The sequence below is a fragment of the Mediterraneibacter gnavus ATCC 29149 genome (genome assembly GCF_008121495.1).
In the GTDB taxonomy this organism is placed as follows: domain Bacteria; phylum Bacillota; class Clostridia; order Lachnospirales; family Lachnospiraceae; genus Mediterraneibacter; species Mediterraneibacter gnavus.
The window spans coordinates 716,639-743,224 of the sequence record NZ_CP043051.1 but is presented as its reverse complement, the minus strand read 5'-3'; the positions used below and the strand labels follow the sequence as shown (position 1 = coordinate 743,224).

Here is a 26,586-nt window from a genome sequence, read left to right as displayed (position 1 = left end):
TCCCCTTTCTTTTTGTTTAGTAAGTTTTTGGTTTGGTAGCTTAATTTTACATCAAAAAGGAACAGGATTCCTTATATTTTAGGCATTTTTTGAAAGTTGTGGATAACGAAACATAGCAGACTTATCTGAGGAGGATAATTCTGCGGAAACTCAAGAAAAGAAAAGTGTTGTAGAGAAACTCAAAATTTATTATAATAGGGGTATGAAAAAGCAGAAAAACCGGGAGGTACTTTTTATGGAAGCAAAAGACAGGGTATATCAGGCGCTGTGCAGGATGTCGAAGAGTGATTGTCAGATTACGGCGGCAGCACTTGCAGAAGAGCTGAATTTAAGCCGACAGGTAGTCAGCCATTATCTGAACCGTCTTTTGGAAGAAGGTAGTGTGGAAAAGACACTTACCCGGCCGGTATGCTGGAATATCAGGAAACAACAGAGAGAGAATGTGCAGGGTTCTGTCAGTGAAGAAAGAAAAGAAATAGAAGAAGTGCTGCCGGAAGTACGCCGGGAAGACGTCTTTGATACAATGATCGGTGCTGACGGCAGCCAGAAAAATGTAATTGAAAGATGCAAAGCGGCGGTGTCATATCCGCCGGACGGACTGCCAATACTGATTACAGGAGAAAGTGGGGTCGGAAAAAGCTTTCTGGCAAGACTGATTCACCAATATGCAGTTTCCAGTGCAGTTATCAGCGAGAGTGCTCCGTTGGTAGTGCTGAATTGTGCAGATTATGCGAACAATCCAGAGCTATTGTCGGCAGCACTTTTAGGGTATAAAAAGGGAAGCTTTACCGGAGCGGATACAGATAAAGAGGGGCTTTTGCAGGAAGCGGACGGCGGTTATCTTTTTCTGGACGAGATTCACCGGCTGTCTTATGAAAACCAGGAAAAGCTTTTTATTTTCATGGACACAGGAAAATATCGACCGCTTGGTGACAAGAACTGGAAAGCGGCGAAGGTAAGGTTTATTTTTGCAACAACGGAGATTCCGGAAAAAGTCCTTCTGGAAACATTTCGCCGGAGAATTACCGTACAGACTTCAATCGGAAGTATTGCGGAAAGACCGCTGATGGAACGACTACAGTTAATTTATCGGTTTTATCAGAAAGAAGCGGTAAAGATCAACAGGGATATTCTGATTGAAAAGGATGCGATGCAGTATCTGTGCTTTTCAAAGTTACCTGGAAATATCGGAAAACTGGAAAATCTTGTGCGGGTAAGCTGTGCAGAAGCATATTTTCGGCAACAGGAGGAAAAACTGTTGAAAATCTCTTCAAGAGAGCTGCAGAATGAGACACCGGACAAGGGTGATTCTTTGGAAGAAATTGTCTGTCCGATGAAAGTTTTGTGCAGTCAGGAAAGTGAATCTGCGTATGAAGCATGTGTTACGGAACATGCTTTGAATGTTTCAGCTCTCTGGGAAGAGGTGGTGAAGGCTTCCTGGGATAAAACAGATATGTTATATCTACGGTATAAACACCAGATGAAGACTTGGGAGAAATATGTCACAGTGAGTTCTTCGGTGTTCGAAAATACGGTAAGAAAGATGTTTGAGAGCAGCTGCAGATTGGTGCTGAAACGCTATGGAATTCGTGTGACAGACCAATGTCTGAAGGAACTGTACCTGAGTTATAAGATGTTCTCGCAAATGGAATTGGATGCAGAGATGGAGTGGAAATTGTCTGTTTATTTTGAACAGTCTCTTTCAAGGGCACATTATATTGCAAAACGTCTTTTTGAGAAAGTGGTATCGTTGGAACAAGGCTGTGGAAAACACGTCCTGTTTTTGTTTACAGTTGCTCTGCATGAGTATGTTGTAGAGTCTGTTGAACTGGCAGGTTTGATTGCTGCGCATGGAGATACAACGGCGAGCAGTATTGCAAAAGTGGTGAATCAGGCATGTGGAACCTTTGTGTTTGAAGCAATTGATATGCCGATGGACTCTTCTTTTGATGCGATGATTGATAAAGTAAGGAGTTATCTGGAAGATATTCCGGGAGGAAGAGGAGTGATTCTGCTGGTAGATACAGGTTCTCTCAGCAGAATGTATACATTGATCAAAAACAGTCTGTCAGGGGATCTGATGATTATCAATAATGTTTCTACGGCAATTGCGCTCGATATCGGAATTAAAATACTGGGACATAGTTCCTTTACGGAAATTACACAGAGTACAAAGAAAATCTGTAGTTTTGATGTACAGTTTTTTGAAGGTCTTTCACAGGGAAAAAATATTGTCATATCCTGTATGTCCGGAGTGGGAATTGCGGAAAAGATTCAGGAAATGATGAAAAGCGTGCTCGGAGACTGCGGGCTTGATTTTATTACGATGGATTATAAGGAACTGATTCGGGTTTTGGGTGAAAAAGGGGAAAAATCCTTTGAGCAGACACTGTTGATTTTGACGACTTCATCACTTTCAGAAGAAGTAAAAACTCCATGGCTGAGTATGTATGATGTGTTGGATGGAAGTGGAGAACAGGTGCTGTGGGATTCCTTAAAGACAGTAATAAATCCGGAGCAGTTTGAAGTGCTCAAAAGAGAATTTGTAAAGTTTTTCTCAATGGAAGGTATCGTAAGCCGACTGCAGTTTTTGAACCCTGCGGTTGTAGTTCGGGAAGTAGAACTGATTTTGATGCGGTATGAAAAGTATTATGCATTGGAAATGTCGGGGCATGTGAGACTAAATTTGTATATGCACATTGCATTTATGTTTGAGCGTCTGATGATCGCACAGGATGGTTATGAGGAAGAACAACGGGAATTATCTGAGCAAGAGAAGGAGTTCTATCGGATTTCTCGGATTGTATTTGCGGAAGCAGAAAAAAAATACAGAATCAGATTGGATGAATATGAATTGTCGATGCTATACGAATTGTTTAAAAGACTGATTAAGTAGTAAAGAGGAAATTCGATGGGACTGGAACTGAAGGTTGAGCAGAAACAAAGGGTATATCAGAAGCAGATTGAGCAGGCACGCATCCTGCAAATGAATGCACAGGAAATTGCTGTGTATATTCAGGAAGTGGCACTGGAAAATCCGTTGATTGAAGTGGAAGAACTGGCAGAGGCACCGCTGGAAGAACTGGTGAGGGAAGATATGCGTAAGTCTGATGAAACAGGAGTAACGGCATCGGAGGATACCGACTGGAGCTATGCCGGCGGTCATCAGTTGTTAGAAGACTGGTGGACTCTTCAGGAAGAAAGCCTTGTGGATATAATACATCAGCAGCTGTTGACGATGCCAATTGGGGAAAAAGAAAAGAAAATTGTGGAAAAGTTAGCAGGATCATTGGACAGTAGAGGATATCTGGAGATTTCGGTGAAAAAACTGGCAGAGTACATACCATGTTCGGTGCGGGAACTTCGGAGTGCGCTGGAGATACTGAAATCATTGGAGCCGGCCGGAATCGGGGCCGCCGATTTGAAGGAATGTCTGATTCTGCAGTTGAAGCGACAGAAAGACTCCCGGCTTGCGATTACTCTGGTAAAAAATTATCTGGAAGATCTGTCAAAACATAAAATTTCAGCAATTGCAAAAGAACTGGGAGAGGAAGAGGCGGCGGTAAGAGACGCATTTTCCAGAATCAGAACCCTGAATCCAAAACCAGGAAGAATATATGGGAGAAACACAGGGGGGTATGTAATACCAGATATTATTGTGTCAAAAGAACATGGAAAATATATAGCGGAATTGAATGAGGCTGTGTACCGGGAACTGAGGCTGAATGAATTCTATGTAAAACTGCGAGATTCGAAAGAGGCGGAGGTTCGGGAATATATTATGCAAAAGCAGGCGCAGGCAGAATGGCTGAGAGCATGCATAGAGCAGAGAAGTCATACATTGCAGAGGATTGCAGATATACTGGTTGATTTCCAGAGGATGTTTTTGGACTCGGGAAAGGATATGAAACCGATCAGACAGAAGGATGTTGCACAGATTATGGAGGTGAATGAATCAACAATCAGCAGGGCGGTGAAAGGAAAATATCTGCAGTGTGGCTGGGGCGTTTATGCACTGTCAGATTTTATGCCAAAAGGGACGGAGGAAGTCAGTAGCGATTCAGTGAAGCTGATGCTAAGAAATTTCATTCAAAGCGAAGATAAGAAGAAACCGCTGAGTGATCAAAAACTGGCGCAGAAACTGGGAGAAGAGGGAATACAGATCTCAAGAAGAACGGTGGCAAAATATAGGATGCAGATGAATATTCTGGATGCAGCAGGGAGAAGGGGGGAGTTCTGATATTGCACAATAAAAATAGAATTGGTTTATGTGGCTGTACTTTGGTGCAAAGGTGGACTGAAATACAGCCGTTTTTGTTTTTTCTAAAGAGATTTCAATAGATTTACGGTATGACTTCTAAAAAATGTCTTATACCCTGTTGGGTAGAAATGTCGCAAGGAATAGTGCATGTGAATGCGCAGTTCGCATATGCACGTTGACTGTGCATAGTGGCTCACGGCAGATAGACTCTTCACTGATTTTAACCAATGATGTATTACAGACAGGGAAAACGTTATTTTTGTCTGAACGATCAAGATATTTCTTTGTTACCGAAATCCGTTGCTCTGTTTTTCTTTTTTTATAGCAAACCTCTTAAATAATGCAAGCTCTTTACAGAGGTGATAAAATATAGTGTAGGAGATGATAACATGCTACATAATGAAGCTAGAAAACTGGTATTGGAAGCCTGGGATAAAACGCACAATGCCAAGGAGATCGCAAAATATTTTTCAGTAAACCAAAGTACCATATACCGCCTTGTGGAAGAACGTGCACGCACTGGCAGTTATGAGACCAGAACGCAGCTGAGAGGACGGAAACCAATCCTTACAGAAAAGCAGCACCAAGATATTCTGGAACTTGTGCAGAAACAGCCTGATATCACAATGAAGGAAATCATTGAAAGCCTTAATTTGCCTGTAGGCAGCAAAGCCGTCAGGCGTTTTCTGATAAAACAAGGTTATACTTATAAGAAAAAGTCTTTGCATGCAAAAGAACAGGAGCGTCCCCGATGTGCAGGCAAAGCGCAGCGCATGGATAGAAAACATATCTGATGCAAATGCAGAACATCAGATATATCTTGATGAAAGCGGCATTAATACAAACCTCACAAGACACTATGCACGTGCAGTACATGGGAAATGTGCCATTGATGCTGCCCCAATAAACACGCCTGCAGGAATACACCGTTTTGTCGTCCATTCGTCTTAACGGCAGTTTGGTATATACTACGTACCAAGGCGGAACAACCGCACAGCGGTTTCGTGAATACATGGAAAAACAGTTGATACCGAGTCTTGAGAAAGGCAATGTTGTAATTATGGATAATATGCGCTCTCATCATGCCAAAATAGTGACAGAACTTTTGGACAAGGCTGGTATTTCCTACCTGTATTTGCCGCCATACAGTCCGGATTTAAATCCTATTGAAAAAATGTGGTCAAAAATGAAAGCTATTCTCAGAAAGAATAAAATCTGTGTTGCCTCTGAACTGCCTGAAGTTGTAAAAGCGGCCTTAGAAACTATAAGCATGAATGATTGTAAATGGTGGTTTCACGCATGTGGAATTTGCGTTAATTAAGAGGATTACTATAGATGAATGCATATTTATCATACTTGGTTACAATTCTTTGAAATCCTTTTCATTCGCTGGATCAGGTAGATTGGATAGTCGTAAGAATCCACTACCACATGTATCTTGGTGCTTACACCACCTAGGCTGTGTCTGATTTTGCTTGGAAGCTATCCTATCATGAGAAGGCAATAGAAACACATGTTTTGTGCATTTTTAATTTTCAAACACGCTCTATCATATACAGTTACAAGAGTAAACAACCGGAACGAATGTTAACTTACAATAATAAAAGGTTGACAATAGAACGTCTCTTTCGTATACTGGAACAAGAGTGTAAAGAAGGAGAACAAAACACATGGAGACAAAAGCAAAATTTCTCACAACGAAACAAATGACACTGATCGCATTGATGACAGCGCTGACCTGCATTCTGGGGCCGTTAAGTATTCCTCTACCGTTCAGTCCGGTGCCGATCTCATTTACAAACCTGGTGTTGTATTTCTCGGTTTTTGTACTGGGAACAAAATTCAGTACCATCAGTTATATTGTATACCTGTTGATCGGTCTGGTCGGACTTCCGGTATTTTCCGGTTTCAGTGGCGGTCCGGCAAAAGTGGCAGGGCCTACGGGCGGATATCTGGTCGGATTTGTGTTTTTGACAGTGATCGCCGGATTTTTTGTGGAGCATTTTAAAGGAAAACTGTCATTTGCCGTTCTTGGAATGGTACTTGGAACGATCGTATGTTATCTTTTCGGTACAATCTGGCTTTCTATGCAGTTGAATATCGGATTTGTGGCAGGACTTGGTGTCGGAGTATTTCCGTATATTCCGGGAGATCTGGTAAAAATTGCAATTGCCTGCATTATAGGGCCGAAAATCAGACGTGCTGTTGTAAGATAAAGGGATAGAATCTGCACTTTCGGACAGAATAAACAAGACATGATTTGTAATGGAAAGTGGGGAAATGATATGGAAGAACAGACAGGAAAGCTTTTAAAAGAATGCAGCAGTGGCTGCAAGATGGCGATCAACAGCCTGAATCAGGTGCGGGATTTTGTGAAGGATGAAAAGCTTCATCAGCTGCTGGATGAATACGACAAGAAACATAAAGCACTGGAGGAAGATATCAGCAGACTGCTGGAAAAACATGGAGAACAAGAAAAGGATCCTCATCCTGCCGCAGCTGCATTTTCCAGGATTACAACGGATGTGAAGCTGATGCTCCACGATGACAGCTCTCAGATTGCGAAGCTTCTGATGGATGGCTGTAATATGGGAATCCAGTCCATCGGAAAATTTCTCAATGAGTATGAAGAGGCGTCTTCTGAGAGCCGTTCGCTTGCAAAGAAGCTGCTCCATATGGACGAACAGCTGATGAAAGAATTGAAACCATTCTTATAAAAACAGGATAAACAGTTAAAAAACTGACAGCAAAAGTTAACTCTCCATCCATTGGAGAGTTTTCTTTTCTTTGATACAATAAAAGCAGCAAAAGATCAGAGAAAAGAGAGGTGCAGATGGATGGAATTGAAAATTGGAAAACGAATTCAAGATCTTAGAAAGCAAAAAGGACTGACGCAGGAACAGGTGGCAGCAGCACTCAATATTTCAGCGGCAGCAGTGTCCAAGTGGGAGACGGATACGACATATCCGGATATTACAATCCTAAACCCACTGGCAAGGCTTTTGGGCGTGAGTGTGGATGTTCTGCTGGACTTTCAGGAGCAGATGACGGAAGAAGAATGTATGAAGCGGATGGAGAAAGCGGATACACTGTTTTCGACAAGAAACTGGGAAGAAGGACAGCAGTACTGTGAAGAGCTTCTGAAAGAATTTCCGACAGACTTATTTCTGAAATTTCGGGTAGCTTCGACTTATATGCAGTATGCAGGTGCAAGCTTGCAGGAAGAAATTTTGAAGCAGCAGATGGAACGAAGCATTACGTTGTTTGAAGAGAGCACAGCCAGCGAAAATGCGGAGATTTCCGAGACGGCATGGTATGTTTTATCTGGCTTATACTGTATGAATGAGGAATATGAAAAAGGGCTGGAAGCCGTAGAAAAACTGCCGCAGCCGGATTTTGATGCAAGAAGCATGAAGTCCAGTATCCTGTATCAGATGGGAAAACTGGAAGAATCAGAAAAACTGACACAGCGTTGTTTGTATGAAGAAATCCGCAATGCAGGTTTGTCTCTGGTCAGTCTGGCGAAAATTGCCGGAGAAGAAAGTGAGTATGAAAAGGCGTTTCGATTTCTGGATGCCGCACAGGAGCTGGAGACCTTATTTGAAGAAAGCCGTCTCGGAGGAGTCAATGTTATGGTATCCCAGATGAAACTTGGAATTCTGGTGAAGCAGGGGAAAAAAGACCAGGCACTTTCAGAACTGAAGCATCTGGTTATGGGGTATCTGAATATTGTACAAGGAAGAAAGACAGAGACTCCAATTTACTTTGACAAACTGGAATGGAATGAAAGTACTTCACCGAAACGGGGATATCTACTGGAAAATCTTCTGTGGCTGTTGGAGACAGAGGACGTATATGCAGAATTAAGAGCGGAAGATGTGTATCGGGAAATGGTAGAAAAAATTCAAAAGGAACTGGAAAAAAGCAGATAAAATTCGCCCCGCAAAAGTGGAAGAGAGCTTTTGCGGGGCGACCTTGTTTCTTATTTAATCTCAGCTCTTGCAGCTGCATCCTTGTAGTATTTGAAATCTGTAAAGATTTCTTCTTTGTAAGGATTCTTTTTCTTCTTTCTTGCAGTTCTTATAATGTAAATAAATGCTACAATATTTACGATCAGTGCAAGGAGACTGACAATCGTCATCATGGTCGGATCTGCATTTGTGCTTCCGCCGGCAGTGATTCCGTTTAAAGTACCGTCAGCATACAGTTTTGGAATGGTTGCCCATGGGAATACCTGTGTTCCGTCAGAGAATGTCTCCTGGAACAGAGGGAATACCTGCGCGAACATACACCAGATACAAAGCGTGTTGGCACGGTTCATGATCCAGCCGCCTTTGTTCCAGAGCAGTGCTGCGATTGTCGGTGCAAGCAGAAGTGCAACGCCGCAGAACCAGGAATGTGTCGGCAGACAGTTGTAGGTATAGGCGAAATTCCATACATCATAGACCAGGATGTAAACCCAGATCATATCCGGCCAGATCATGTCTTTTTTGTCTTTGGATGTGTAGACAGCCCACCATCCGGTCATACACAAAATATTGATGATTCCGGCAATTCCGTTAAATACGTTGTGCCATCCTCCGTACAGCCATACATCTTCAGAGGACAGCCACCAGGAATACCATCCGTTGATGGCAGATTCAAAATCACTTGCAACGGCGATCAGAATATTGATGGCAACGATTGCAAACGGATACGCTTTGAACCAGTGAGCTTTTCCGATTCCCCATTCATATTTGATCATCATAAATCCGATACATCCTGCAAGTGCGGCATAAAGCTTGGCGTAGTGGAACCATCCATTCATATATAGATATGTCTGGTTATTGAGTGCCCAGGAAGCTCCTGTTTTTGCCCCGACGGCAATTGCAATAAAATAAACAGTCAAAATAGCCGGGATGACAAAAAACATTAAAATACCGCCGGCTTTGGTCCGTCTGGAAACTTCGTTTAACAGAATCAGTGCAGCGAGTACGCCAAGCATCGCGATCCACTGCGGCAGGGCGTTTTCACCGTAAACATGAAATAACATAATCTTTTTCCTCTTTTCATTCCTTTTATTGTGCTTCAATTTCCTTGATATTACATTCATCTCCGCACACGAGATACGTGTTCGGGCTTTTACAATATGGGCACTGTCTGCCGAATTCCACTGTAGGATACGTCTGGCGGCAATCCTCACAGTAAGTAGTGGCAGGGAGTATCTCGATTTTCAGTTCTGAATGTTCGATCAGCGGAAATTTTTTGCGGTAGTATTTCCAGCAGTCTGTCAGGTAATCAGGGACGATTGTGCTCACTTCCCCGATTTCCAGAGTGACAGAGCCGATTTCGCTTAAATTGTTTTCCTTTGCAACATTTTGAAGCGTTTTTGTAATGTGAACAATAATTCCCAACTCATGCATAATGTGTTCCTTTATGATTTCTTTTTCAGTTTGATCTTAATGGCACGTTTGGCTGCATAAGGAAGGATTCCATTTAGCTTGTCTTCTGCAGTACGCATCCGGCTTGCCTCAGGAAGATCCCGGCTTAAATGGATGGCATCAAACTCGCATTTTGTGGTACAGAGTCCGCAGCCGATGCATTTATTTTCATCCACGACAGAAGCTCCGCATCCGAGACAGCGGCCAGCTTCGATCTTGACTTGTTCTTCTGTGAGAGAAGAACGCAGATCGCGGAAGGTTTCTTTTGCGATTCCGGATTTTTTACCCGGTATCTGTCTTTTGGCCGTGTCAAATTCTTCGATGTCAAGGTTGCTTTTATCAAGCTCGACAAACTGACGGAGATCACGGCCAAGTGTCAGCGAGTGGCCTTTATGTACAAAGCGGTGGATAGATACGCAGCCCTGTTTTCCGGCAGCAATCGCATCAATGGCGAATTTCGGCCCGGTAAAGACATCACCGCCGACAAAAATATCAGGTTCTGCAGTCTGGTAGGTGACAGGATCTGCCTGTGCGGTCTGGTTTGGACGAAGTTCCACTTTTGTGTCTTTGAGCAGATTGCCCCAGAGGATCGTCTGCCCGATGGAGAGCAGTACATTTTCACATTCCAAGGTGATACAGTCATTCTCATCATAGACCGGAGCAAATCTGTGATTTTCATCAAATACAGAGATACATTTTTTCAACACGATACCTGTTACAGCTCCGTTTTCAGTGAGGATTTCTTTTGGTCCCCATCCGCACTGAATCTGGATATCTTCTTCTTTTGCCTCTTCTACTTCATCACGGGCTGCCGGCATTTCTGCCTCGGATTCCAGACAGTACATGGAGACAAGCTCACTTCCGGTACGAAGCGCGGTCCTTGCAACGTCGATGGCAACGTTTCCGCCGCCGATCACCACAGTACGGCCATTCAGATGAACAGAATCTTCATTCAGGTTTACACTGCGTAAAAATTCCACACCGGTTGTCACGCCTTTCGCATCTTCCCCCGGGATTCCGGTTTTTCGTCCGCCCTGTGCACCGATCGCAATATAAAACGCCTGATATCCCTGTGCACGGAGTTCAGGGATCGTGATATCTTTGCCGATTTCCACGTTGTAACGGAATTCAATTCCCATTTGTTTTAAAATGTCAATTTCTGCTTCAATTACTGATTTTTCCAGACGGAAGGGTGGGATTCCATTCATCAGCATACCACCTGCACGGGATTCTTTTTCAAAAATCGTAACCGGGTATCCTTTTGTACGCAGATAGTAGGCGGCGGACATTCCGGCAGGACCGGCACCGATCACGGCAATTTTCTGAGTGAATTGTTTTCCTTCATGATTCTCGCAAAGCGGAACAAAGCGGGTATTTTCCTTTAACTCCTGTTCTGCGATAAACCGCTTGATCTCATCAATAGCAACAGCCTGATCAATGGTCGCTCGGGTACATGCATCCTCACAGCGGCGGTTACAGATTGCACCGCAGACTGCAGGGAACGGGTTTTCGGTCTTGATCAGTTTTAATGCGTCAAGATAGCGTCCCTCAGCCGCCATCTTAATATAGCCCTGTACGGGAAGATGAGCAGGACAGGCAGTCTTACAAGGAGATGTACCGGTGTCATAGCAGTTGATTTTGGCATGATCCCGGTAATCCGGAGCCCATTTGTCCGGTCCCCATTTTTCCGTATCCGGAAGCAGGGATTTCGGATAGGAAATCTCGCCTTGTTTTGTACACAGCTTCTGCCCAAGTTTGGCAGCGCCTACTGAACAGACCTCCACACACTGACCACAGGCAACGCATTTGCCTGCTTCCACATGGGCACGGTAGGCAGAGCGGGACATATTCGGTGTGTTGAACAACTGAGATGTACGCAGTGCATTGCAGACACCAGGTGCACAGTTGCAGATGGCGAAGATCTTATCTTCCCCGTCAATATTGGTGATTTGATGTACAAATCCGTTTCTCTCGGCGCGCTCCAGAATTTCCAGAACTTCCTCCTGTGTGATGTAATGGCCTTTTCCTGTTTCTACCAGATAATCTGCCATATCACCGACACCGATGCACAGATCTCCTTCGATTTCGCCGCAGCCTTCGCCACGCACGCGTTGCTGACGGCGGCAGGAACAGGCGCCGACTGCATATTTGTCCTGATATTTTTTCAGCCAGTGGGGGATATGCTCCACACTTGCGGATTCCTGCTTTGCAGGAATTGCCTTTTCTACAGGAATGACATGCATTCCGATTCCGGAGCCTCCCGGCGGTACCATTGGTGTGACCTTTTCCAGAGGCAGTCTGGACATATTTTCAAAGAAATCTGCCAGAATCGGGTGTTCTTCCACCTGCTTGTCATTCATCATCATAAATTCTGCGCAGCCGGGAACAAACATCGGCAGGACATACTGCTTATGATGGTCGGCGTTCTCCCAGTTATATTCGATCATGCCGATCACGGACATTTCATCCAGCAACTTTTGCACACGTTCTGGATCTTTGCCGGATTTTCGGGCAATCTGTTCCAGTGTCATTGGTTTTCTGACCTTCATGGAAAGACAGACCTCTGCCATTTCATCAGTCAGAACTTCCGCGAGTCCCCAATACTCGGGATCCTCCACTGTGACTTTCACACCGACACGGTCAGTGATCATCTGTCCCAGCTTCAGGATCAGTTTACGTTCTTCTTTCATTCCTTTACTCCTTTTTCATTTGATTCATTCCAGGAACTGGTTTCTTCTTTCAGCCAGTCGATCCATTCGTCCATGCCCTCCCCGGTGCGGGCAGAGATCGGGATGATCTTCATATCCGGATTCAGCTTCAGTACCCGCTTTTTACATTCTTCCAGATCAAAGTCAAAGTAAGGAAGAACATCGATCTTGTTGATCAGAAGGCACTGGCATACCTGAAACATCAGTGGATATTTCAGTGGTTTATCGTCTCCTTCCGGAACACTTAAGATCATGGCATTTTTCACAGCGCCTGTGTCAAATTCTGCAGGACAGACCAGGTTGCCCACATTTTCCAAAATGGCAAGATCTACATCACTGGTATCCAGCTCCAAAAGCCCTTGCCTTGTCATATCTGCATCCAGATGACACATTCCCCCTGTGTGCAGCTGAATGACTTTGGCTCCGGTTTCGCTGATCGTATCTGCATCTACAGCGCTGTCAATGTCAGCTTCCATGACTCCGATGCGAAAATCATGTTTCATAGCATCTATTGTTTTAGTCAGAGTGGTGGTCTTCCCTGCTCCGGGAGACGACATCAGATTTAAAAGAAATGTTTTGTCTTTTTTTAATTCTGTCCGCACTTTATCTGCTTCCAGGTCATTGTCAGCGAAGACACGCTGTTTGATTTCATAAACTTTGTACATAATCCTCTCCAGTCCTTTAAATATTAAAAAAGTATAAATAAAGTGTAAAGCAGAACTAAAAGAAAGTTAAATGTTTTTTGGACACAATGTATAAGAATTAACTTTCTAAGAAAGAAAAATAAGACAAATACAACATGATATAGACGAAGTGTTGAGTAAAATAAAAAGAGCCAAAGCTCACGCAATCATTGCGTTTACTTTGGCTCTGATTTTATGAAAATTAGAAATTAAACTTCCGGACCAGCAGAAACTAAAGCTTTTCCAGCTTCATTTCCTTCGTATTTAGCAAAGTTCTTAACAAATCTCTGTGCAAGATCTTTTGCTTTTGTCTCCCACTCAGAAGCATCTGCATAAGTGTCACGTGGGTCAAGAATGTTTGTATCTACACCTGGAAGCTCTGTTGGTACTTCGAAGTTGAAGAATGGGATCTTCTTAGTAGGTGCATTTACGATGTCTCCGTTTAAGATTGCATCGATGATACCGCGAGTATCTTTGATAGAGATACGTTTTCCTGTTCCGTTCCATCCTGTGTTCACCAGGTATGCTTTTGCTCCGTTTGCTTCCATTTTCTTAACAAGTTCTTCTGCATATTTTGTAGGATGCAGCTCTAAGAATGCCTGTCCGAAGCAAGCTGAGAATGTTGGTGTAGGCTCTGTGATTCCACGTTCTGTACCAGCAAGTTTTGCTGTGAATCCAGACAGGAAGTAGTATTCAGCCTGCTCTGGTGTCAGAACAGATACCGGAGGAAGTACTCCGAATGCATCTGCAGACAGGAAGATTACATTCTTAGCTGCCGGTGCAGAAGAAACCGGACGTACGATGTTCTCGATGTGGTTGATCGGGTAAGATACACGAGTATTTTCTGTAACACTCTTGTCATTAAAGTCGATCTTTCCTTCTGCATCCAGAGTTACGTTCTCAAGAAGAGCGTCACGTCTGATTGCATTGTAGATGTCCGGCTCAGATTCTTTGTCAAGGTTGATAACTTTTGCGTAGCATCCGCCTTCAAAGTTGAATACTCCGTTGTCATCCCATCCGTGCTCGTCATCACCGATCAGAAGACGTTTCGGATCTGTAGAGAGTGTTGTCTTACCTGTTCCTGAAAGTCCGAAGAAGAGTGCTGTGTTCTCTCCGTTCATGTCTGTGTTTGCAGAACAGTGCATAGAAGCGATACCTTTCAGCGGCAGGTAGTAGTTCATCATAGAGAACATACCTTTTTTCATCTCTCCGCCGTACCATGTGTTTACGATAACTTGCTCACGGCTTGTGATGTTGAACATAACAGCTGTCTCAGAGTTAAGTCCGAGCTCTTTGTAGTTTTCAACTTTTGCTTTAGAAGCGTTGTAAACAACGAAATCTGGTTCAAAGTCTTTTAATTCTTCTTCTGTAGGCTGGATGAACATGTTTGTAACAAAGTGTGCCTGCCAAGCAACCTCAACGATGAAACGGATTGCCATACGTGTATCTTTGTTAGCTCCGCAGAATGCATCTACAACGAACAGTCTCTTGTTAGAGAGTTCTTTCAATGCGATGTCTTTTACTGTAGACCATGCTTCTTCAGAAGCCGGGTGGTTATCGTTCTTATATTCATCAGAAGTCCACCATACAGTATCTTTAGAGTTCTCATCCATTACAATGAATTTGTCTTTAGGTGAACGTCCTGTATATACTCCAGTCATTACGTTTACTGCACCGAGTTCACTTTCCTGACCTTTTTCAAAACCTTCCAGTTCAGGTTTTGTCTCTTCTTCAAATAATGTCTCGTAAGAAGGATTGTACACAATTTCTGTAGTTCCAGTAATGCCATACTTGGTTAAATCAATCTGTGCCATGTTACGTTAAACCTCTTTTCTTATATAGTAATAATGCAATGAACTGCAAATGCAGACATAGCAATATCCCTACCACAATTATACATATTTGATGGACAAAATCAATAAAAAAACGATAAAATATTGAATGACAGAGGGAAAAGTATTTCTCCAAAAAAGAAAATCAGGGTATTTAAAATAGGAAGAGTTTTCAGTGTATATAAATTTTCATAAATTTTCATATGTAAATTGAAAGAAGAAACACCTTGACTTCCCTATTGCCATATGATACAATTTTCTGGCGAATGGAAGTAGGTCTTTTTTTTATGCCTAAAATTAGATGGGGTCGCAGCCATCAAAGTAACATGTAAAAAGTAAATAAAAAGCGAGGTGGAAGTTGTGCGCACAAGAATCACATTGGAATGTACGGAATGCAAGAATCGTAACTACAACATGACTAAGGATAAGAAAACACATCCGGACCGTATGGAGACAAAGAAGTACTGCAAATTCTGTAAATCACACACACTGCACAAAGAAACGAAATAATCGTTGGAAGGAAGTGGATGTATGAGTGGAAAGACAGGAAAAGCAGAAAAAGCTCAGAAGTCAAGCTGGTTTAAAGGAATGAAGGCCGAATTTAAAAAGATTGTCTGGCCGGATAAGAACACACTTGCAAAGCAGACAGCTGCAGTTGTAATCGTTTCTGTATTGATGGGCGCATTGATCTCTGTGATCGATGTACTGATGAAATATGGGATTGACTTTCTGATAAAATAGCTGGTCAGAAGCGGAAAGGTGATTTTATGTCAGATGCAAAATGGTATGTAGTTCATACTTATTCCGGGTATGAAAACAAAGTAAAAGCAAACATTGATAAGACAATTGAGAACCGTCACCTGGAGGACCAGATTCTTGAAGTCAGAGTTCCGATGCAGGAAGTCGTGGAATTAAAGAATGGTGTTCAGAAAGCAAGTCAGAAGAAGATGTTTCCTGGGTATGTCCTGATCCATATGATCATGAATGATGATACCTGGTATGTCGTAAGAAATACCAGAGGTGTGACAGGATTTGTCGGACCTGGATCCAAGCCGGTTCCGCTGGAAGAAGAGGAAATGGCAAATCTGGGAATCAAACAGGAAGACATCGTAGTTGACTTCGAGGTTGGCGATACAGTGACCGTATTGAGCGGAGCATGGGAAGGTACTGTTGGTATGATCCAGGCGATCAACGAACAGAAACAGAGCCTGTCGATCAATGTAGAGCTGTTCGGCCGAGAGACTCCGGTTGAACTGAATTTCTCAGAAGTAAGAAAGATGGATTAAAAAACCGTGGGAGGGATGAAAATCCCGCCAATACCACAAGGAGGTAATGAAAAATGGCAAAAAAAGTAGAAGGATATATTAAATTACAGATTCCAGCTGGTAAAGCAACTCCAGCACCACCGGTAGGTCCTGCACTTGGACAGCACGGTGTAAATATCGTTGAATTTACAAAACAGTTCAATGCCAGAACAGCAGACCAGGGTGACCTGATTATTCCTGTTGTTATCACAGTTTACAATGACAGAAGCTTTAGCTTCGTTACAAAGACTCCACCGGCAGCAGTTCTTATTAAGAAAGCATGTAACCTGAAATCAGGTTCCGGTGTGCCGAACAAAACAAAAGTTGCAACAATCACAAAAGCTCAGCTTCAGGAAATCGCTGAGATGAAAATGCCAGACTTAAATGCTGCAACAGTAGAAGCAGCTATGAGCATGGTGGCAGGAACATGCCGTTCTATGGGTGTAGTGGTTGAAGAGTAAGAGATAACTGCCAGATAAAAAAGCAGAGATTTAAGAAAGTCTGAACAATTCTTTTCGGTGTCTTCGAAAAGGAGGAAGAGACAATCTATGTTATATGTAAATTCACGAAAAAGTGGGAGGGGCACGTTCCCGCCAATACCACAAGGAGGTTATTTGAAATGAAACGAGGAAAGAAATATATCGAAGCTGCAAAACTGATCGAAAGAGGAAATCTTTACGAGAAAGCAGAAGCAGTTGCATTAGTGAAAAAATCAGCAGTAGCTAAATTTGACGAGACAATCGAAGCTCACATCAGAACAGGTTGTGACGGACGTCACGCTGACCAGCAGATCCGTGGAGCAGTAGTGCTTCCTCACGGAACTGGTAAAAAAGTTCGTATCCTTGTATTTGCAAAAGATGCAAAAGCAGAAGAAGCAAAAGCAGCCGGAGCAGATTACGTAGGAGCAGAGGATCTGATTCCAAAGATCCAGAACGAAGGATGGTTTGAATTCGATGTTGTTGTTGCTACACCTGACATGATGGGTGTTGTTGGACGTCTCGGACGTGTACTTGGACCAAAAGGTCTGATGCCAAACCCGAAAGCCGGAACAGTTACAATGGACGTAACAAAAGCAATCAACGATATCAAAGCTGGTAAGATTGAGTACAGATTGGACAAAACAAACATTATCCATGTGCCGATTGGAAAAGCTTCATTTACTGAAGAACAGTTAGCGGACAACTTCCAGACGCTTATCGATGCAATCAACAAAGCTAAACCGGCAGCAGTAAAAGGTCAGTACTTAAAGAGCGTAACACTGACATCTACAATGGGACCTGGTGTAAAAATCAACCCAATGAAACTGGTTTAAAAAACTGTTGACATTGACAATATAAAGTGCTATTATAATATAGCAATTGACTGCCGAAGACAGCAGGTGCCGTAAGGCATAAGGAGAAAACGCCTGCCGAGGAAGTATGCGAATTCAATTTCGGATTTGTAAACCTCTGTGTCTTTGGATACAGAGGTTTTTATTTTGGCAGTACACGCACAATAAAATAAGGAGGTGTACCGAACATGGCAAAAGTAGAATTAAAACAGCCAATCGTTGAGGCGATTTCAGAAGAACTGAAAGGAGCTCAGTCAGTTGTTCTCGTAGATTACCGCGGACTGACAGTTGCTCAGGATACAGAACTTCGTAAAAAGCTCAGAGAAGCAGGTGTTACTTACAGAGTATATAAGAACACTATGATGAAGAGAGCATTCGAAGGAACTGAATTCGAAGGTCTTGAAGGATGTCTGGAAGGACCAAGCGCGATTGCAATTTCTAAAGAAGATGCAACAGCACCAGCAAGAATTCTTTGCGAGTTTGCAAAAGGAGCAGACAAGCTTGAATTAAAAGGTGGTGTAGTGGAAGGAACAGTTTATGATGTGGCAGCACTTTCAGAACTGGCTAAGATTCCATCCAGAGAAGTATTGCTTTCCAGATTACTTGGAAGTATGCAGTCACCAATTACAAACTTCGCTCGCGTTATCAAACAGATCGCAGAAAAAGATGGCGAAGCAGTTGCAGAGACAGCTGAAGCTCCTGCAGAGGAAGCAGCTGAGACAACAGCAGAGTAATTGGAATTACATTTTATACCCGGCAGGATATGCCTTTATGGGGTAGCCGTATGATGTACGGCAGAGTATAAAAATAATCAGAATATCAATGAATATGGAGGATATGAAAATGGCTAAATTGACAACAGCTGAAATGATCGAAGCGATCAAAGAGTTATCAGTATTAGAATTAAATGAATTAGTAAAAGCTTGTGAAGAAGAATTTGGTGTTTCTGCAGCAGCAGGTGTTGTAGTTGCAGCAGCAGCTGGAGACGGAGCTGGAGCAGCAGAAGAGAAAGATGAGTTCGACGTAGAATTAGTATCTGCTGGAGCATCTAAAGTTAAAGTTATCAAAGTTGTTCGTGAGATCACAGGACTTGGACTGAAAGAAGCAAAAGAAGTAGTTGACGGAGCTCCTAAGGTAGTAAAAGAAGGTGTTTCTAAAGCAGAAGCTGAAGAAATCAAAGCTAAATTAGAAGCAGAAGGTGCAGAAGTTAACCTGAAATAATTGCTGATAAAAGCCAGATGAGACCGCAGAAGATGAACGCTTCTGCGGTTTTTGCGTTAATACCATAGATGAGAAAACTTGTCAAGAGTTTTTTGAGAAAATAAACCAAAATATGTTGACAGAAAAAAGAGTTTTGTGATATAGTTAAAAATGCGCTATTATGGAAAGGTATGCCATGAAGTGAAGAGAAATATTGTCACAGGGCTCTTTTCCTATTTACTGGAACCTATTGGAGGGTACTTGCTGCCCGCAAAAAAATATATGAGGAGTGAAACGTCATATGGAGAAAAACAGAATTCGTCCCATCACAAGTGGAAAAAGTTCTCGCATGAGCTATTCCAGACAAAAAGAAGTATTAGAGATGCCGAATCTAATCGAAGTCCAGAAAGATTCTTATCAGTGGTTTCTGGATGAAGGATTAAAAGAGGTATTTGATGATATTTCTCCGATTTCTGACTATGCAGGTCATTTCAGTCTGGAATTTGTAGATTTTACACTTTGCGAGGATGACGTGAAGTACACGATTGAAGAGTGTAAAGAACGTGATGCAACTTATGCTGCACCTTTGAAAGTGAGAGTCAGACTCTACAACAGAGAGACTGATGAGATCAACGAACATGAGATTTTTATGGGGGATCTCCCATTGATGACAAAGACAGGTACATTTGTGATCAATGGTGCTGAACGAGTTATTGTAAGTCAGCTTGTTCGTTCACCGGGAATTTATTATGGAATCGCACATGACAAGCTTGGAAAAGAGCTGTATTCTTCTACAGTAATTCCAAACCGCGGTGCGTGGCTGGAATATGAGACAGACTCCAATGACGTTTTCTATGTACGTGTAGACAGAACAAGAAAGGTGCCGATCACAGTATTGATCCGTGCACTTGGTATCGGAACAAATGCAGAGATTATTGACCTGTTTGGTGAAGAACCGAAGATCCTTGCAAGTTTCGGAAAAGATACAGCAGAGAACTATCAGGAAGGTCTGCTTGAATTATATAAGAAGATCCGTCCGGGAGAGCCGCTTGCAGTGGACAGTGCAGAAAGTCTGATTACAAGCATGTTCTTTGATCCGAGACGTTACGATCTTGCAAAAGTCGGACGTTACAAATTCAACAAAAAACTGGCACTGAAAAACCGTATTAAAGGGCAGAAAGTGGCAGAGGATGTTGTGAATGAGCTGACAGGAGAGATTGTTGCAGAAAAAGGAACTCTGATCACAGCTGAGATTGCAGATGCGATCCAGAACAGTGGTGCTCCGTTTGTATGGGTAGAGGGAGAGGATGAGTCCCGCAATATCAAGATTCTGTCTAATATGATGGTAGATCTGCAGGCAGTTGTGGATATCGATCCGGAAGAAGTCGGAGTGACAGAGCAGGTATACTACCCTGTACTGGCAGGACTTCTGGAAGAATCTGCAGGAGATGTGGAAGAACTGAAATCTCTGATCAAGAGAGATATTCATGATCTGATTCCGAAACATATTACAAAAGAAGATATTTTAGCTTCTATTAACTATAACATCCATCTGGAATACAGAATGGGTAACGATGATGATATCGATCATCTGGGCAACAGACGTATCCGTGCGGTTGGAGAGCTTCTCCAGAATCAGTACAGAATCGGTCTGTCCAGACTGGAGAGAGTTGTTCGTGAAAGAATGACAACACAGGATCAGGACGGAGTTTCTCCACAGTCTCTGATCAATATCAAGCCGGTGACTGCAGCCGTGAAAGAATTCTTTGGTTCTTCTCAGCTGTCTCAGTTCATGGATCAGAACAACCCTCTTGGAGAGCTGACTCACAAGAGACGTCTGTCTGCACTTGGACCTGGTGGTCTTTCCAGAGACCGTGCAGGATTTGAGGTCCGTGACGTTCACTATTCTCACTATGGAAGAATGTGTCCGATCGAGACACCTGAAGGTCCGAACATCGGTCTGATCAACTCGCTTGCAACTTATGCGAGAATCAACGAATATGGATTCATTGAAGCTCCATATCGTAAGATTGACAAAACAGATCCGATGAACCCGATCGTTACAGAAGATGTTGTGTATATGACAGCAGATGAAGAGGACAACTATCATGTAGCACAGGCGAATACACCACTGGATGAGGAAGGACACTTCCTGCATAAGAATGTATCCGGTCGTTATCGTGAAGAGACACAGGAATATGAGAGAAGCAAATTTGATTATATGGACGTGTCTCCGCAGATGGTATTCTCTGTTGCGACAGCATTGATCCCATTCCTTGAGAATGACGATGCCAACCGTGCGCTGATGGGATCCAACATGCAGCGTCAGGCAGTGCCGCTTCTTACAACAGAAGCTCCGGCAGTCGGAACAGGTATGGAAGTAAAAGCAGCGGTAGACTCCGGTGTATGTATGGTTGCAGAGAGAGCTGGTGTGGTAGAGAGCTCTACATCTACAAGCATTACGATCAAACATGACGATGGAACAAAGAAAACATATAAACTGACAAAATTCTTAAGAAGTAACCAGAGCAACTGCTACAATCAGGTGCCGATCGTAGACAAGGGAGAACGTGTGGAAGCCGGACAGGTGATCGCAGACGGACCGTCTACATCCAATGGAGAGATGGCTCTTGGAAAGAACCCGCTGATCGGTTTCATGACATGGGAAGGTTACAACTACGAGGATGCTGTTCTGTTAAGCGAGCGTCTCGTTGCAGAAGACGTTTATACATCTGTTCATATCGAAGAATATGAAGCAGAAGCAAGAGATACAAAACTGGGACCTGAGGAGATTACAAGAGATATCCCTGGTGTCGGTGACGATGCACTCAAAGATCTGGATGAGAGAGGTATCATCCGTATCGGTGCAGAAGTACGTGCAGGAGATATTCTGGTCGGAAAGGTAACTCCGAAGGGAGAGACAGAGCTGACAGCAGAAGAGAGACTGCTTCGCGCGATCTTTGGCGAAAAAGCACGTGAAGTAAGAGATACTTCTCTGAAGGTACCGCACGGTGAATATGGTATTATCGTAGACGCAAAAGTATTTACAAGAGAGAACGGAGACGAACTTTCACCTGGAGTAAACCAGTCCGTACGCATCTATATCGCACAGAAGAGAAAAATTTCTGTTGGTGATAAGATGGCCGGACGTCATGGTAACAAGGGTGTTGTCTCCAGAGTGCTTCCGGTAGAAGATATGCCATATCTTCCAAATGGACGTCCTCTGGATATCGTGCTGAACCCACTGGGTGTGCCTTCCCGTATGAATATCGGGCAGGTGCTCGAGATCCACTTAAGTCTTGCAGCAAAAGCACTTGGCTTTAATGTTGCAACACCGGTATTCGGCGGAGCAAACGAGAATGACATCATGGATACGCTGGATCTGGCAAATGATTATGTAAATATGGAATGGGAAGACTTTGAAAAGAAACACGGAGAGGAATTACTTCCGGAAGTGCTTCAGTATCTGTCTGACAATCGTGAACACAGAGCGCTGTGGAAAGGAGTACCGCTTTCAAGAGACGGTAAAGTACGCCTGCGTGACGGACGTACCGGAGAATATTTTGACAGCCCGGTAACAATTGGACACATGCATTACTTAAAACTTCATCATCTGGTAGATGATAAGATCCATGCACGTTCAACAGGTCCTTACTCACTGGTAACACAGCAGCCGCTGGGTGGTAAAGCTCAGTTCGGTGGACAGCGTTTCGGAGAGATGGAGGTTTGGGCTTTAGAGGCCTACGGTGCATCTTATACACTGCAGGAGATCCTGACAGTCAAATCCGATGATGTTGTAGGACGTGTCAAGACATACGAAGCAATCATCAAAGGAGAGAACATTCCGGAACCAGGTATTCCTGAGTCCTTCAAGGTACTGCTCAAAGAGCTTCAGTCCCTTGCCTTGGATGTGCGTGTACTTCGTGATGACAACACAGAAGTGGAAATCATGGAGGCTGTAGATTACGGCGAGACAGACCTGCGCTCGATCATCGAAGGAAAGAAATACCGCGATGAAAAAGAATCTTTCGGAGCACATGGATTTACAGAGCAGGAATTCGTCGGGGAAGAACTGGAGAACGTAGAACCACAGGAGGAAGAGGATTTCGCTCCTGATATGGAATTGGAATTTGATGAATTCATGGATGATGAAGAATAGGAGGAGCCGTTTATATGCCAGCAAGCAATAATGAACAACAATATCAGCCGTTAACTTTTGATGCGATCAAAATCGGACTGGCTTCACCGGAAAAGATCATGGAATGGTCAAGAGGCGAGGTTACAAAACCGGAGACCATTAACTATAGAACGTTAAAACCAGAAAAAGACGGTCTTTTCTGCGAGCGAATTTTCGGACCAAGTAAGGACTGGGAATGTCACTGTGGAAAATACAAAAAAATCCGTTACAAAGGTGTTGTTTGTGACAGATGTGGAGTGGAAGTAACAAAAGCATCTGTACGCCGTGAGCGCATGGGCCATATCGCCCTTGCGGCTCCGGTATCCCATATCTGGTATTTCAAGGGAATCCCAAGCCGTATGGGACTGATCCTGGACATCTCCCCAAGAACACTGGAGAGAGTTCTTTACTTTGCATCTTATATCGTACTGGACAAAGGGGAGACAGACCTTCAGTACAAACAGATCCTGTCAGAGGCAGAGTATCAGGAAGAAAAAGAAAAATGGGGAAGCAAAGCATTCCGCGTAGGTATGGGAGCTGAGGCAATTCAGGAATTGCTGCAATCCATTGATCTGGAAAAAGAATATGCAGAACTGCAGGCAGGACTTGTCAATGCCACAGGTCAGAAGAGAGCAAGAATCGTAAAACGTCTGGAGGTTGTAGAAGCATTCCGTGAATCCGGAAACAAACCGGAGTGGATGATTCTTTCCGCGATCCCGGTCATTCCGCCGGATCTGCGTCCGATGGTACAGCTGGATGGTGGACGTTTTGCAACATCTGACTTAAATGATTTGTACAGAAGAATTATCAACCGTAATAACCGTCTGAGAAGACTGCTTGAACTGGAAGCGCCGGATATTATCGTACGCAACGAGAAACGTATGCTTCAGGAAGCAGTTGATGCTCTGATCGATAACGGCCGCCGCGGTCGTCCTGTTACAGGTCCTGGAAACAGAGCTCTGAAATCTCTGTCAGACATGTTAAAAGGTAAGTCCGGACGTTTCCGTCAGAACCTGCTCGGAAAACGTGTTGACTATTCCGGACGTTCCGTTATCGTCGTAGGACCGGAATTGAAGATCTATCAGTGCGGTCTGCCGAAAGAGATGGCGATTGAATTATTCAAACCGTTTGTTATGAAAGAACTGGTGGCAAACGGAACTGCTCATAATATTAAGAATGCCAAGAAAATGGTAGAGAGACTCCAGCCGGAGGTTTGGGATGTGCTCGAAGAAGTGATCAAAGAGCATCCGGTTATGTTGAACCGTGCCCCCACACTGCACAGACTTGGTATTCAGGCGTTTGAGCCAATCCTTGTAGAAGGTAAGGCGATCAAGCTGCATCCATTGGTATGTACAGCTTACAACGCCGATTTCGATGGTGACCAGATGGCTGTCCATGTACCGCTGTCAGTAGAAGCACAGGCAGAATGCCGTTTCCTGCTTCTTTCACCGAACAACCTGCTGAAACCGTCCGATGGTGGACCGGTAGCCGTTCCTTCTCAGGATATGGTACTTGGTATTTACTATCTGACACAGGAAAGACCGGGAGCAACAGGTGAGGGTATGTTCTTTAAGAACTTAAACGAAGCACTCCTGGCATATGAAAATGGATATGTGACACTGCATTCCAGAATCAAAGTCCGTGTTTCCAGAGAGATGCCGGACGGAACGGTGAAGACAGGCACGATCGATGGAACACTTGGAAGAATGTTGTTCAATGAGATTATTCCGCAGGATCTTGGATTCGTAGACCGTGAAGTAGATGGAAACGAACTGCTTCTGGAAGTAGATTTCCACGTAGGAAAGAAACAGCTCAAACAGATCCTGGAAAAAGTAATCAATACACACGGAGCAACTCAGACAGCAGAAGTTCTGGATGATGTAAAAGCGATTGGTTACAAGTTCTCTACAAGAGCAGCGATGACCGTATCGATTTCTGATATGACAGTACCGCCGCAGAAACCGGAGATGATCCAGACTGCACAGGATACTGTAGACAAGATCACAAAGAACTACAAACGTGGTCTGATCACAGAAGAAGAACGTTACAAAGAAGTTGTTGAGACATGGAAAGCAACCGATGACAAATTGACAGAAGCTCTGCTTTCCGGGCTGGATAAATACAATAACATCTTCATGATGGCAGATTCCGGAGCCCGTGGTTCTGACAAGCAGATCAAACAGCTTGCAGGTATGCGTGGTTTGATGGCGGATACAGCAGGTCGTACGATCGAGCTGCCGATCAAGTCCAACTTCCGTGAGGGTCTGGACGTACTGGAATACTTTATGTCTGCGCATGGAGCTCGTAAGGGAATGTCCGATACCGCGCTTCGTACAGCCGATTCAGGATACCTGACAAGACGTCTGGTTGATGTTTCTCAGGAGCTTATCATTCACGACAGTGACTGTGCGGCAGAAGGAAAAGAGATTCCGGGAATGTATGTAAAAGCATTCATGGACGGAAATGAAGAAATCGAAAGTCTGCAGGAGCGTATCACAGGAAGATTCTCTTGTGAAGATCTGAAAGACAAGGATGGAAATATCATCGTCAAAGCAAATCACATGATCACACCGAAGCGTGCAGAAAGAGTCATGAAGAAAGCGGTTGACGAAAACGGTGAACCACTGGATACAGTGAAGATCCGTACAATCCTTACATGTAAATGTAAGAATGGTGTTTGTGCAAAATGTTACGGTGCAAACATGGCAACAGGGGAAGCCGTTCAGGTTGGTGAAGCAGTCGGTATCATTGCTGCTCAGTCCATCGGTGAACCTGGTACACAGCTGACCATGCGTACATTCCATACGGGTGGAGTTGCCGGTGACGATATCACACAGGGTCTTCCTCGTGTCGAAGAGCTTTTTGAGGCAAGAAAGCCGAAAGGACTTGCGATTATCACAGAGTTTGCCGGTACGGCAACAATCAGCGATACAAAGAAAAAGCGTGAGATCATTGTAACAAATGATCAGACAGGAGAATCCAAAGCATACCTGATCCCATACGGTTCCCGTATCAAGATTCAGGATGGTGTATATCTGGAGGCCGGAGATGAGCTGACAGAAGGTAGTGTAAATCCTCACGATATCCTGAAGATCAAAGGACTTCGTGCCGTACAGGATTACATGATCCAGGAAGTACAGCGAGTTTACCGTTTGCAGGGTGTAGAAATCAATGACAAGCATATCGAGGTTATTGTACGCCAGATGCTGAAGAAGATTCGTATCGAGGAAAGAGGAGATACCGAATTCCTGCCTGGAACTATGGTAGATGTTCTGGAGTTCAACGAAGTGAACGAGCAGATGGAAGCAGAAGGAAAAGAGCCTGCAACAGGTGAACAGATCATGCTTGGTATCACAAAAGCATCTCTGGCTACAGAATCCTTCCTGTCTGCAGCATCCTTCCAGGAGACAACAAAAGTCCTGACAGAAGCTGCGATCAAAGGTAAGGTGGACCACCTGATCGGTCTGAAAGAGAACGTCATCATCGGTAAACATATTCCTGCAGGTACAGGTATGAAGAAGTACCGTGATGTTCAGTTAAACACAGAACTGGAAGCAGAAGAAGAGGCTGAAGAACTGGATGAAAGCGATGCAGTGGAAACAGAAGCAGTGGAGACAGCAGAATCAGCAGATTTGGAAGAAGTAGTTCTGGACGAAGAATAAAATAAAATA

General features: G+C 43.7%; 21 protein-coding genes and 1 other annotated feature. Of the genes, 16 read left to right on the top strand and 5 right to left on the bottom strand.

Annotation, left to right across the window (positions count from 1 at the left end):
- Window positions 1-235 precede the first annotated feature (235 nt).
- From FXV78_RS03665 to FXV78_RS03635, 7 genes are all read left to right on the top strand, one after another.
- The gene (locus tag FXV78_RS03665) at window positions 236-2,896 is read left to right on the top strand and encodes a sigma 54-interacting transcriptional regulator (RefSeq protein ID WP_023924019.1); all 2,661 of its coding nucleotides are present in this window, start codon (window positions 236-238) and stop codon (window positions 2,894-2,896) included.
- A gap of 15 nt (window positions 2,897-2,911) precedes the next feature.
- Window positions 2,912-4,240 carry an RNA polymerase factor sigma-54 gene (gene rpoN, locus FXV78_RS03660; protein ID WP_004842341.1) on the top strand — a complete coding sequence of 443 codons (1,329 nt, stop codon included), beginning with the start codon at window positions 2,912-2,914 and terminating at the stop codon, window positions 4,238-4,240.
- A 410-nt stretch (window positions 4,241-4,650) separates the two neighbouring features.
- Complete coding sequence (locus tag FXV78_RS03655; protein ID WP_009245180.1) at window positions 4,651-5,055, top strand: winged helix-turn-helix transcriptional regulator; 405 nt, start codon at window positions 4,651-4,653, stop codon at window positions 5,053-5,055.
- Window positions 5,056-5,192: 137 nt separating this feature from the next.
- Window positions 5,193-5,582 carry a transposase gene (locus FXV78_RS03650; protein WP_009245178.1) on the top strand — a complete coding sequence of 130 codons (390 nt, stop codon included), beginning with the start codon at window positions 5,193-5,195 and terminating at the stop codon, window positions 5,580-5,582.
- A gap of 349 nt (window positions 5,583-5,931) precedes the next feature.
- Entirely contained in the window at window positions 5,932-6,477 is a 546-nt protein-coding gene (locus FXV78_RS03645) for a biotin transporter BioY (RefSeq protein WP_004842351.1), read from the top strand.
- 69 nt (window positions 6,478-6,546) lie between these two features.
- Window positions 6,547-6,978, top strand: a complete 432-nt coding sequence (locus FXV78_RS03640) for a DUF2383 domain-containing protein (protein WP_009245176.1) — start codon at window positions 6,547-6,549, stop codon at window positions 6,976-6,978.
- 120 nt (window positions 6,979-7,098) lie between these two features.
- Complete coding sequence (locus tag FXV78_RS03635; RefSeq protein WP_009245175.1) at window positions 7,099-8,193, top strand: helix-turn-helix domain-containing protein; 1,095 nt, start codon at window positions 7,099-7,101, stop codon at window positions 8,191-8,193.
- Window positions 8,194-8,243: 50 nt separating this feature from the next.
- On the opposite strand, the gene FXV78_RS03630 is transcribed toward FXV78_RS03635, so the two are convergent.
- The 5 genes from FXV78_RS03630 to pckA all read right to left on the bottom strand — a co-directional run bounded on the left by FXV78_RS03630 (window position 8,244) and on the right by pckA (window position 14,886).
- Complete coding sequence (locus FXV78_RS03630; RefSeq protein WP_039959598.1) at window positions 8,244-9,293, bottom strand: DUF5692 family protein; 1,050 nt, start codon at window positions 9,291-9,293, stop codon at window positions 8,244-8,246.
- A gap of 25 nt (window positions 9,294-9,318) precedes the next feature.
- Window positions 9,319-9,663, bottom strand: a complete 345-nt coding sequence (locus FXV78_RS03625) for a hydrogenase maturation nickel metallochaperone HypA (RefSeq protein WP_004842360.1) — start codon at window positions 9,661-9,663, stop codon at window positions 9,319-9,321.
- 11 nt (window positions 9,664-9,674) lie between these two features.
- Window positions 9,675-12,371 (bottom strand): FAD-dependent oxidoreductase, encoded by a 2,697-nt coding sequence (locus tag FXV78_RS03620; protein ID WP_004842363.1) that lies wholly within the window; start codon window positions 12,369-12,371, stop codon window positions 9,675-9,677.
- Window positions 12,368-13,054, bottom strand: coding sequence for a hydrogenase nickel incorporation protein HypB (gene hypB, locus FXV78_RS03615; protein ID WP_004842365.1), 687 nt, complete (start codon window positions 13,052-13,054; stop codon window positions 12,368-12,370). Before hypB ends, FXV78_RS03620 begins: the two co-directional genes overlap by 4 nt.
- Before the next feature lie 227 nt (window positions 13,055-13,281).
- On the bottom strand, window positions 13,282-14,886 hold the full coding sequence (gene pckA / locus FXV78_RS03610) for a phosphoenolpyruvate carboxykinase (ATP) (RefSeq protein WP_004842366.1): 1,605 nt from the start codon (window positions 14,884-14,886) through the stop codon (window positions 13,282-13,284).
- Window positions 14,887-15,264: 378 nt separating this feature from the next.
- Here pckA and rpmG point away from each other — a divergent pair, with 378 nt between their 5' ends.
- The 9 genes from rpmG to rpoC all read left to right on the top strand — a co-directional run bounded on the left by rpmG (window position 15,265) and on the right by rpoC (window position 26,577).
- Window positions 15,265-15,414 (top strand): 50S ribosomal protein L33, encoded by a 150-nt coding sequence (gene rpmG / locus FXV78_RS03605; protein WP_004842370.1) that lies wholly within the window; start codon window positions 15,265-15,267, stop codon window positions 15,412-15,414.
- 21 nt (window positions 15,415-15,435) lie between these two features.
- Window positions 15,436-15,645 (top strand): preprotein translocase subunit SecE, encoded by a 210-nt coding sequence (gene secE / locus FXV78_RS03600; protein ID WP_004842372.1) that lies wholly within the window; start codon window positions 15,436-15,438, stop codon window positions 15,643-15,645.
- Window positions 15,646-15,671: 26 nt separating this feature from the next.
- On the top strand, window positions 15,672-16,190 hold the full coding sequence (gene nusG, locus FXV78_RS03595) for a transcription termination/antitermination protein NusG (protein ID WP_004842375.1): 519 nt from the start codon (window positions 15,672-15,674) through the stop codon (window positions 16,188-16,190).
- Window positions 16,191-16,243: 53 nt separating this feature from the next.
- Window positions 16,244-16,669: a 50S ribosomal protein L11 gene (gene rplK, locus FXV78_RS03590; protein WP_004842377.1), complete on the top strand. Its 426-nt coding sequence runs from the start codon at window positions 16,244-16,246 to the stop codon at window positions 16,667-16,669.
- Window positions 16,670-16,827: 158 nt separating this feature from the next.
- Window positions 16,828-17,520: a 50S ribosomal protein L1 gene (rplA, locus tag FXV78_RS03585; protein WP_004842379.1), complete on the top strand. Its 693-nt coding sequence runs from the start codon at window positions 16,828-16,830 to the stop codon at window positions 17,518-17,520.
- Between the two features lie 35 nt (window positions 17,521-17,555).
- Window positions 17,556-17,692, top strand: a sequence feature (ribosomal protein L10 leader region).
- A gap of 34 nt (window positions 17,693-17,726) precedes the next feature.
- The gene (rplJ, locus tag FXV78_RS03580; protein WP_004842382.1) at window positions 17,727-18,272 is read left to right on the top strand and encodes a 50S ribosomal protein L10; all 546 of its coding nucleotides are present in this window, start codon (window positions 17,727-17,729) and stop codon (window positions 18,270-18,272) included.
- 109 nt (window positions 18,273-18,381) lie between these two features.
- Complete coding sequence (gene rplL, locus FXV78_RS03575) at window positions 18,382-18,759, top strand: 50S ribosomal protein L7/L12 (protein WP_009245166.1); 378 nt, start codon at window positions 18,382-18,384, stop codon at window positions 18,757-18,759.
- 280 nt (window positions 18,760-19,039) lie between these two features.
- Window positions 19,040-22,897, top strand: coding sequence for a DNA-directed RNA polymerase subunit beta (rpoB, locus tag FXV78_RS03570; protein ID WP_004842386.1), 3,858 nt, complete (start codon window positions 19,040-19,042; stop codon window positions 22,895-22,897).
- A gap of 14 nt (window positions 22,898-22,911) precedes the next feature.
- A complete protein-coding gene (gene rpoC / locus FXV78_RS03565) occupies window positions 22,912-26,577 on the top strand; it encodes a DNA-directed RNA polymerase subunit beta' (RefSeq protein WP_004842389.1) in 3,666 nt (1,221 codons plus the stop codon).
- Window positions 26,578-26,586: the final 9 nt, after the last annotated feature.

Coding starts and splice junctions, on each gene's coding strand:
- FXV78_RS03665 (WP_023924019.1), top strand. CDS start 236: ATGGAAGCAAAAGACAGGGTATATCAGGCGCTGTGCAGGATGTCGAAG.
- rpoN (WP_004842341.1), top strand. CDS start 2,912: ATGGGACTGGAACTGAAGGTTGAGCAGAAACAAAGGGTATATCAGAAG.
- FXV78_RS03655 (WP_009245180.1), top strand. CDS start 4,651: ATGCTACATAATGAAGCTAGAAAACTGGTATTGGAAGCCTGGGATAAA.
- FXV78_RS03645 (WP_004842351.1), top strand. CDS start 5,932: ATGGAGACAAAAGCAAAATTTCTCACAACGAAACAAATGACACTGATC.
- FXV78_RS03640 (WP_009245176.1), top strand. CDS start 6,547: ATGGAAGAACAGACAGGAAAGCTTTTAAAAGAATGCAGCAGTGGCTGC.
- FXV78_RS03635 (WP_009245175.1), top strand. CDS start 7,099: ATGGAATTGAAAATTGGAAAACGAATTCAAGATCTTAGAAAGCAAAAA.
- FXV78_RS03630 (WP_039959598.1), bottom strand. CDS start 9,293: ATGTTATTTCATGTTTACGGTGAAAACGCCCTGCCGCAGTGGATCGCG.
- FXV78_RS03625 (WP_004842360.1), bottom strand. CDS start 9,663: ATGCATGAGTTGGGAATTATTGTTCACATTACAAAAACGCTTCAAAAT.
- FXV78_RS03620 (WP_004842363.1), bottom strand. CDS start 12,371: ATGAAAGAAGAACGTAAACTGATCCTGAAGCTGGGACAGATGATCACT.
- hypB (WP_004842365.1), bottom strand. CDS start 13,054: ATGTACAAAGTTTATGAAATCAAACAGCGTGTCTTCGCTGACAATGAC.
- pckA (WP_004842366.1), bottom strand. CDS start 14,886: ATGGCACAGATTGATTTAACCAAGTATGGCATTACTGGAACTACAGAA.
- secE (WP_004842372.1), top strand. CDS start 15,436: ATGAGTGGAAAGACAGGAAAAGCAGAAAAAGCTCAGAAGTCAAGCTGG.
- nusG (WP_004842375.1), top strand. CDS start 15,672: ATGTCAGATGCAAAATGGTATGTAGTTCATACTTATTCCGGGTATGAA.
- rplK (WP_004842377.1), top strand. CDS start 16,244: ATGGCAAAAAAAGTAGAAGGATATATTAAATTACAGATTCCAGCTGGT.
- rplA (WP_004842379.1), top strand. CDS start 16,828: ATGAAACGAGGAAAGAAATATATCGAAGCTGCAAAACTGATCGAAAGA.
- rplJ (WP_004842382.1), top strand. CDS start 17,727: ATGGCAAAAGTAGAATTAAAACAGCCAATCGTTGAGGCGATTTCAGAA.
- rplL (WP_009245166.1), top strand. CDS start 18,382: ATGGCTAAATTGACAACAGCTGAAATGATCGAAGCGATCAAAGAGTTA.
- rpoB (WP_004842386.1), top strand. CDS start 19,040: ATGGAGAAAAACAGAATTCGTCCCATCACAAGTGGAAAAAGTTCTCGC.
- rpoC (WP_004842389.1), top strand. CDS start 22,912: ATGCCAGCAAGCAATAATGAACAACAATATCAGCCGTTAACTTTTGAT.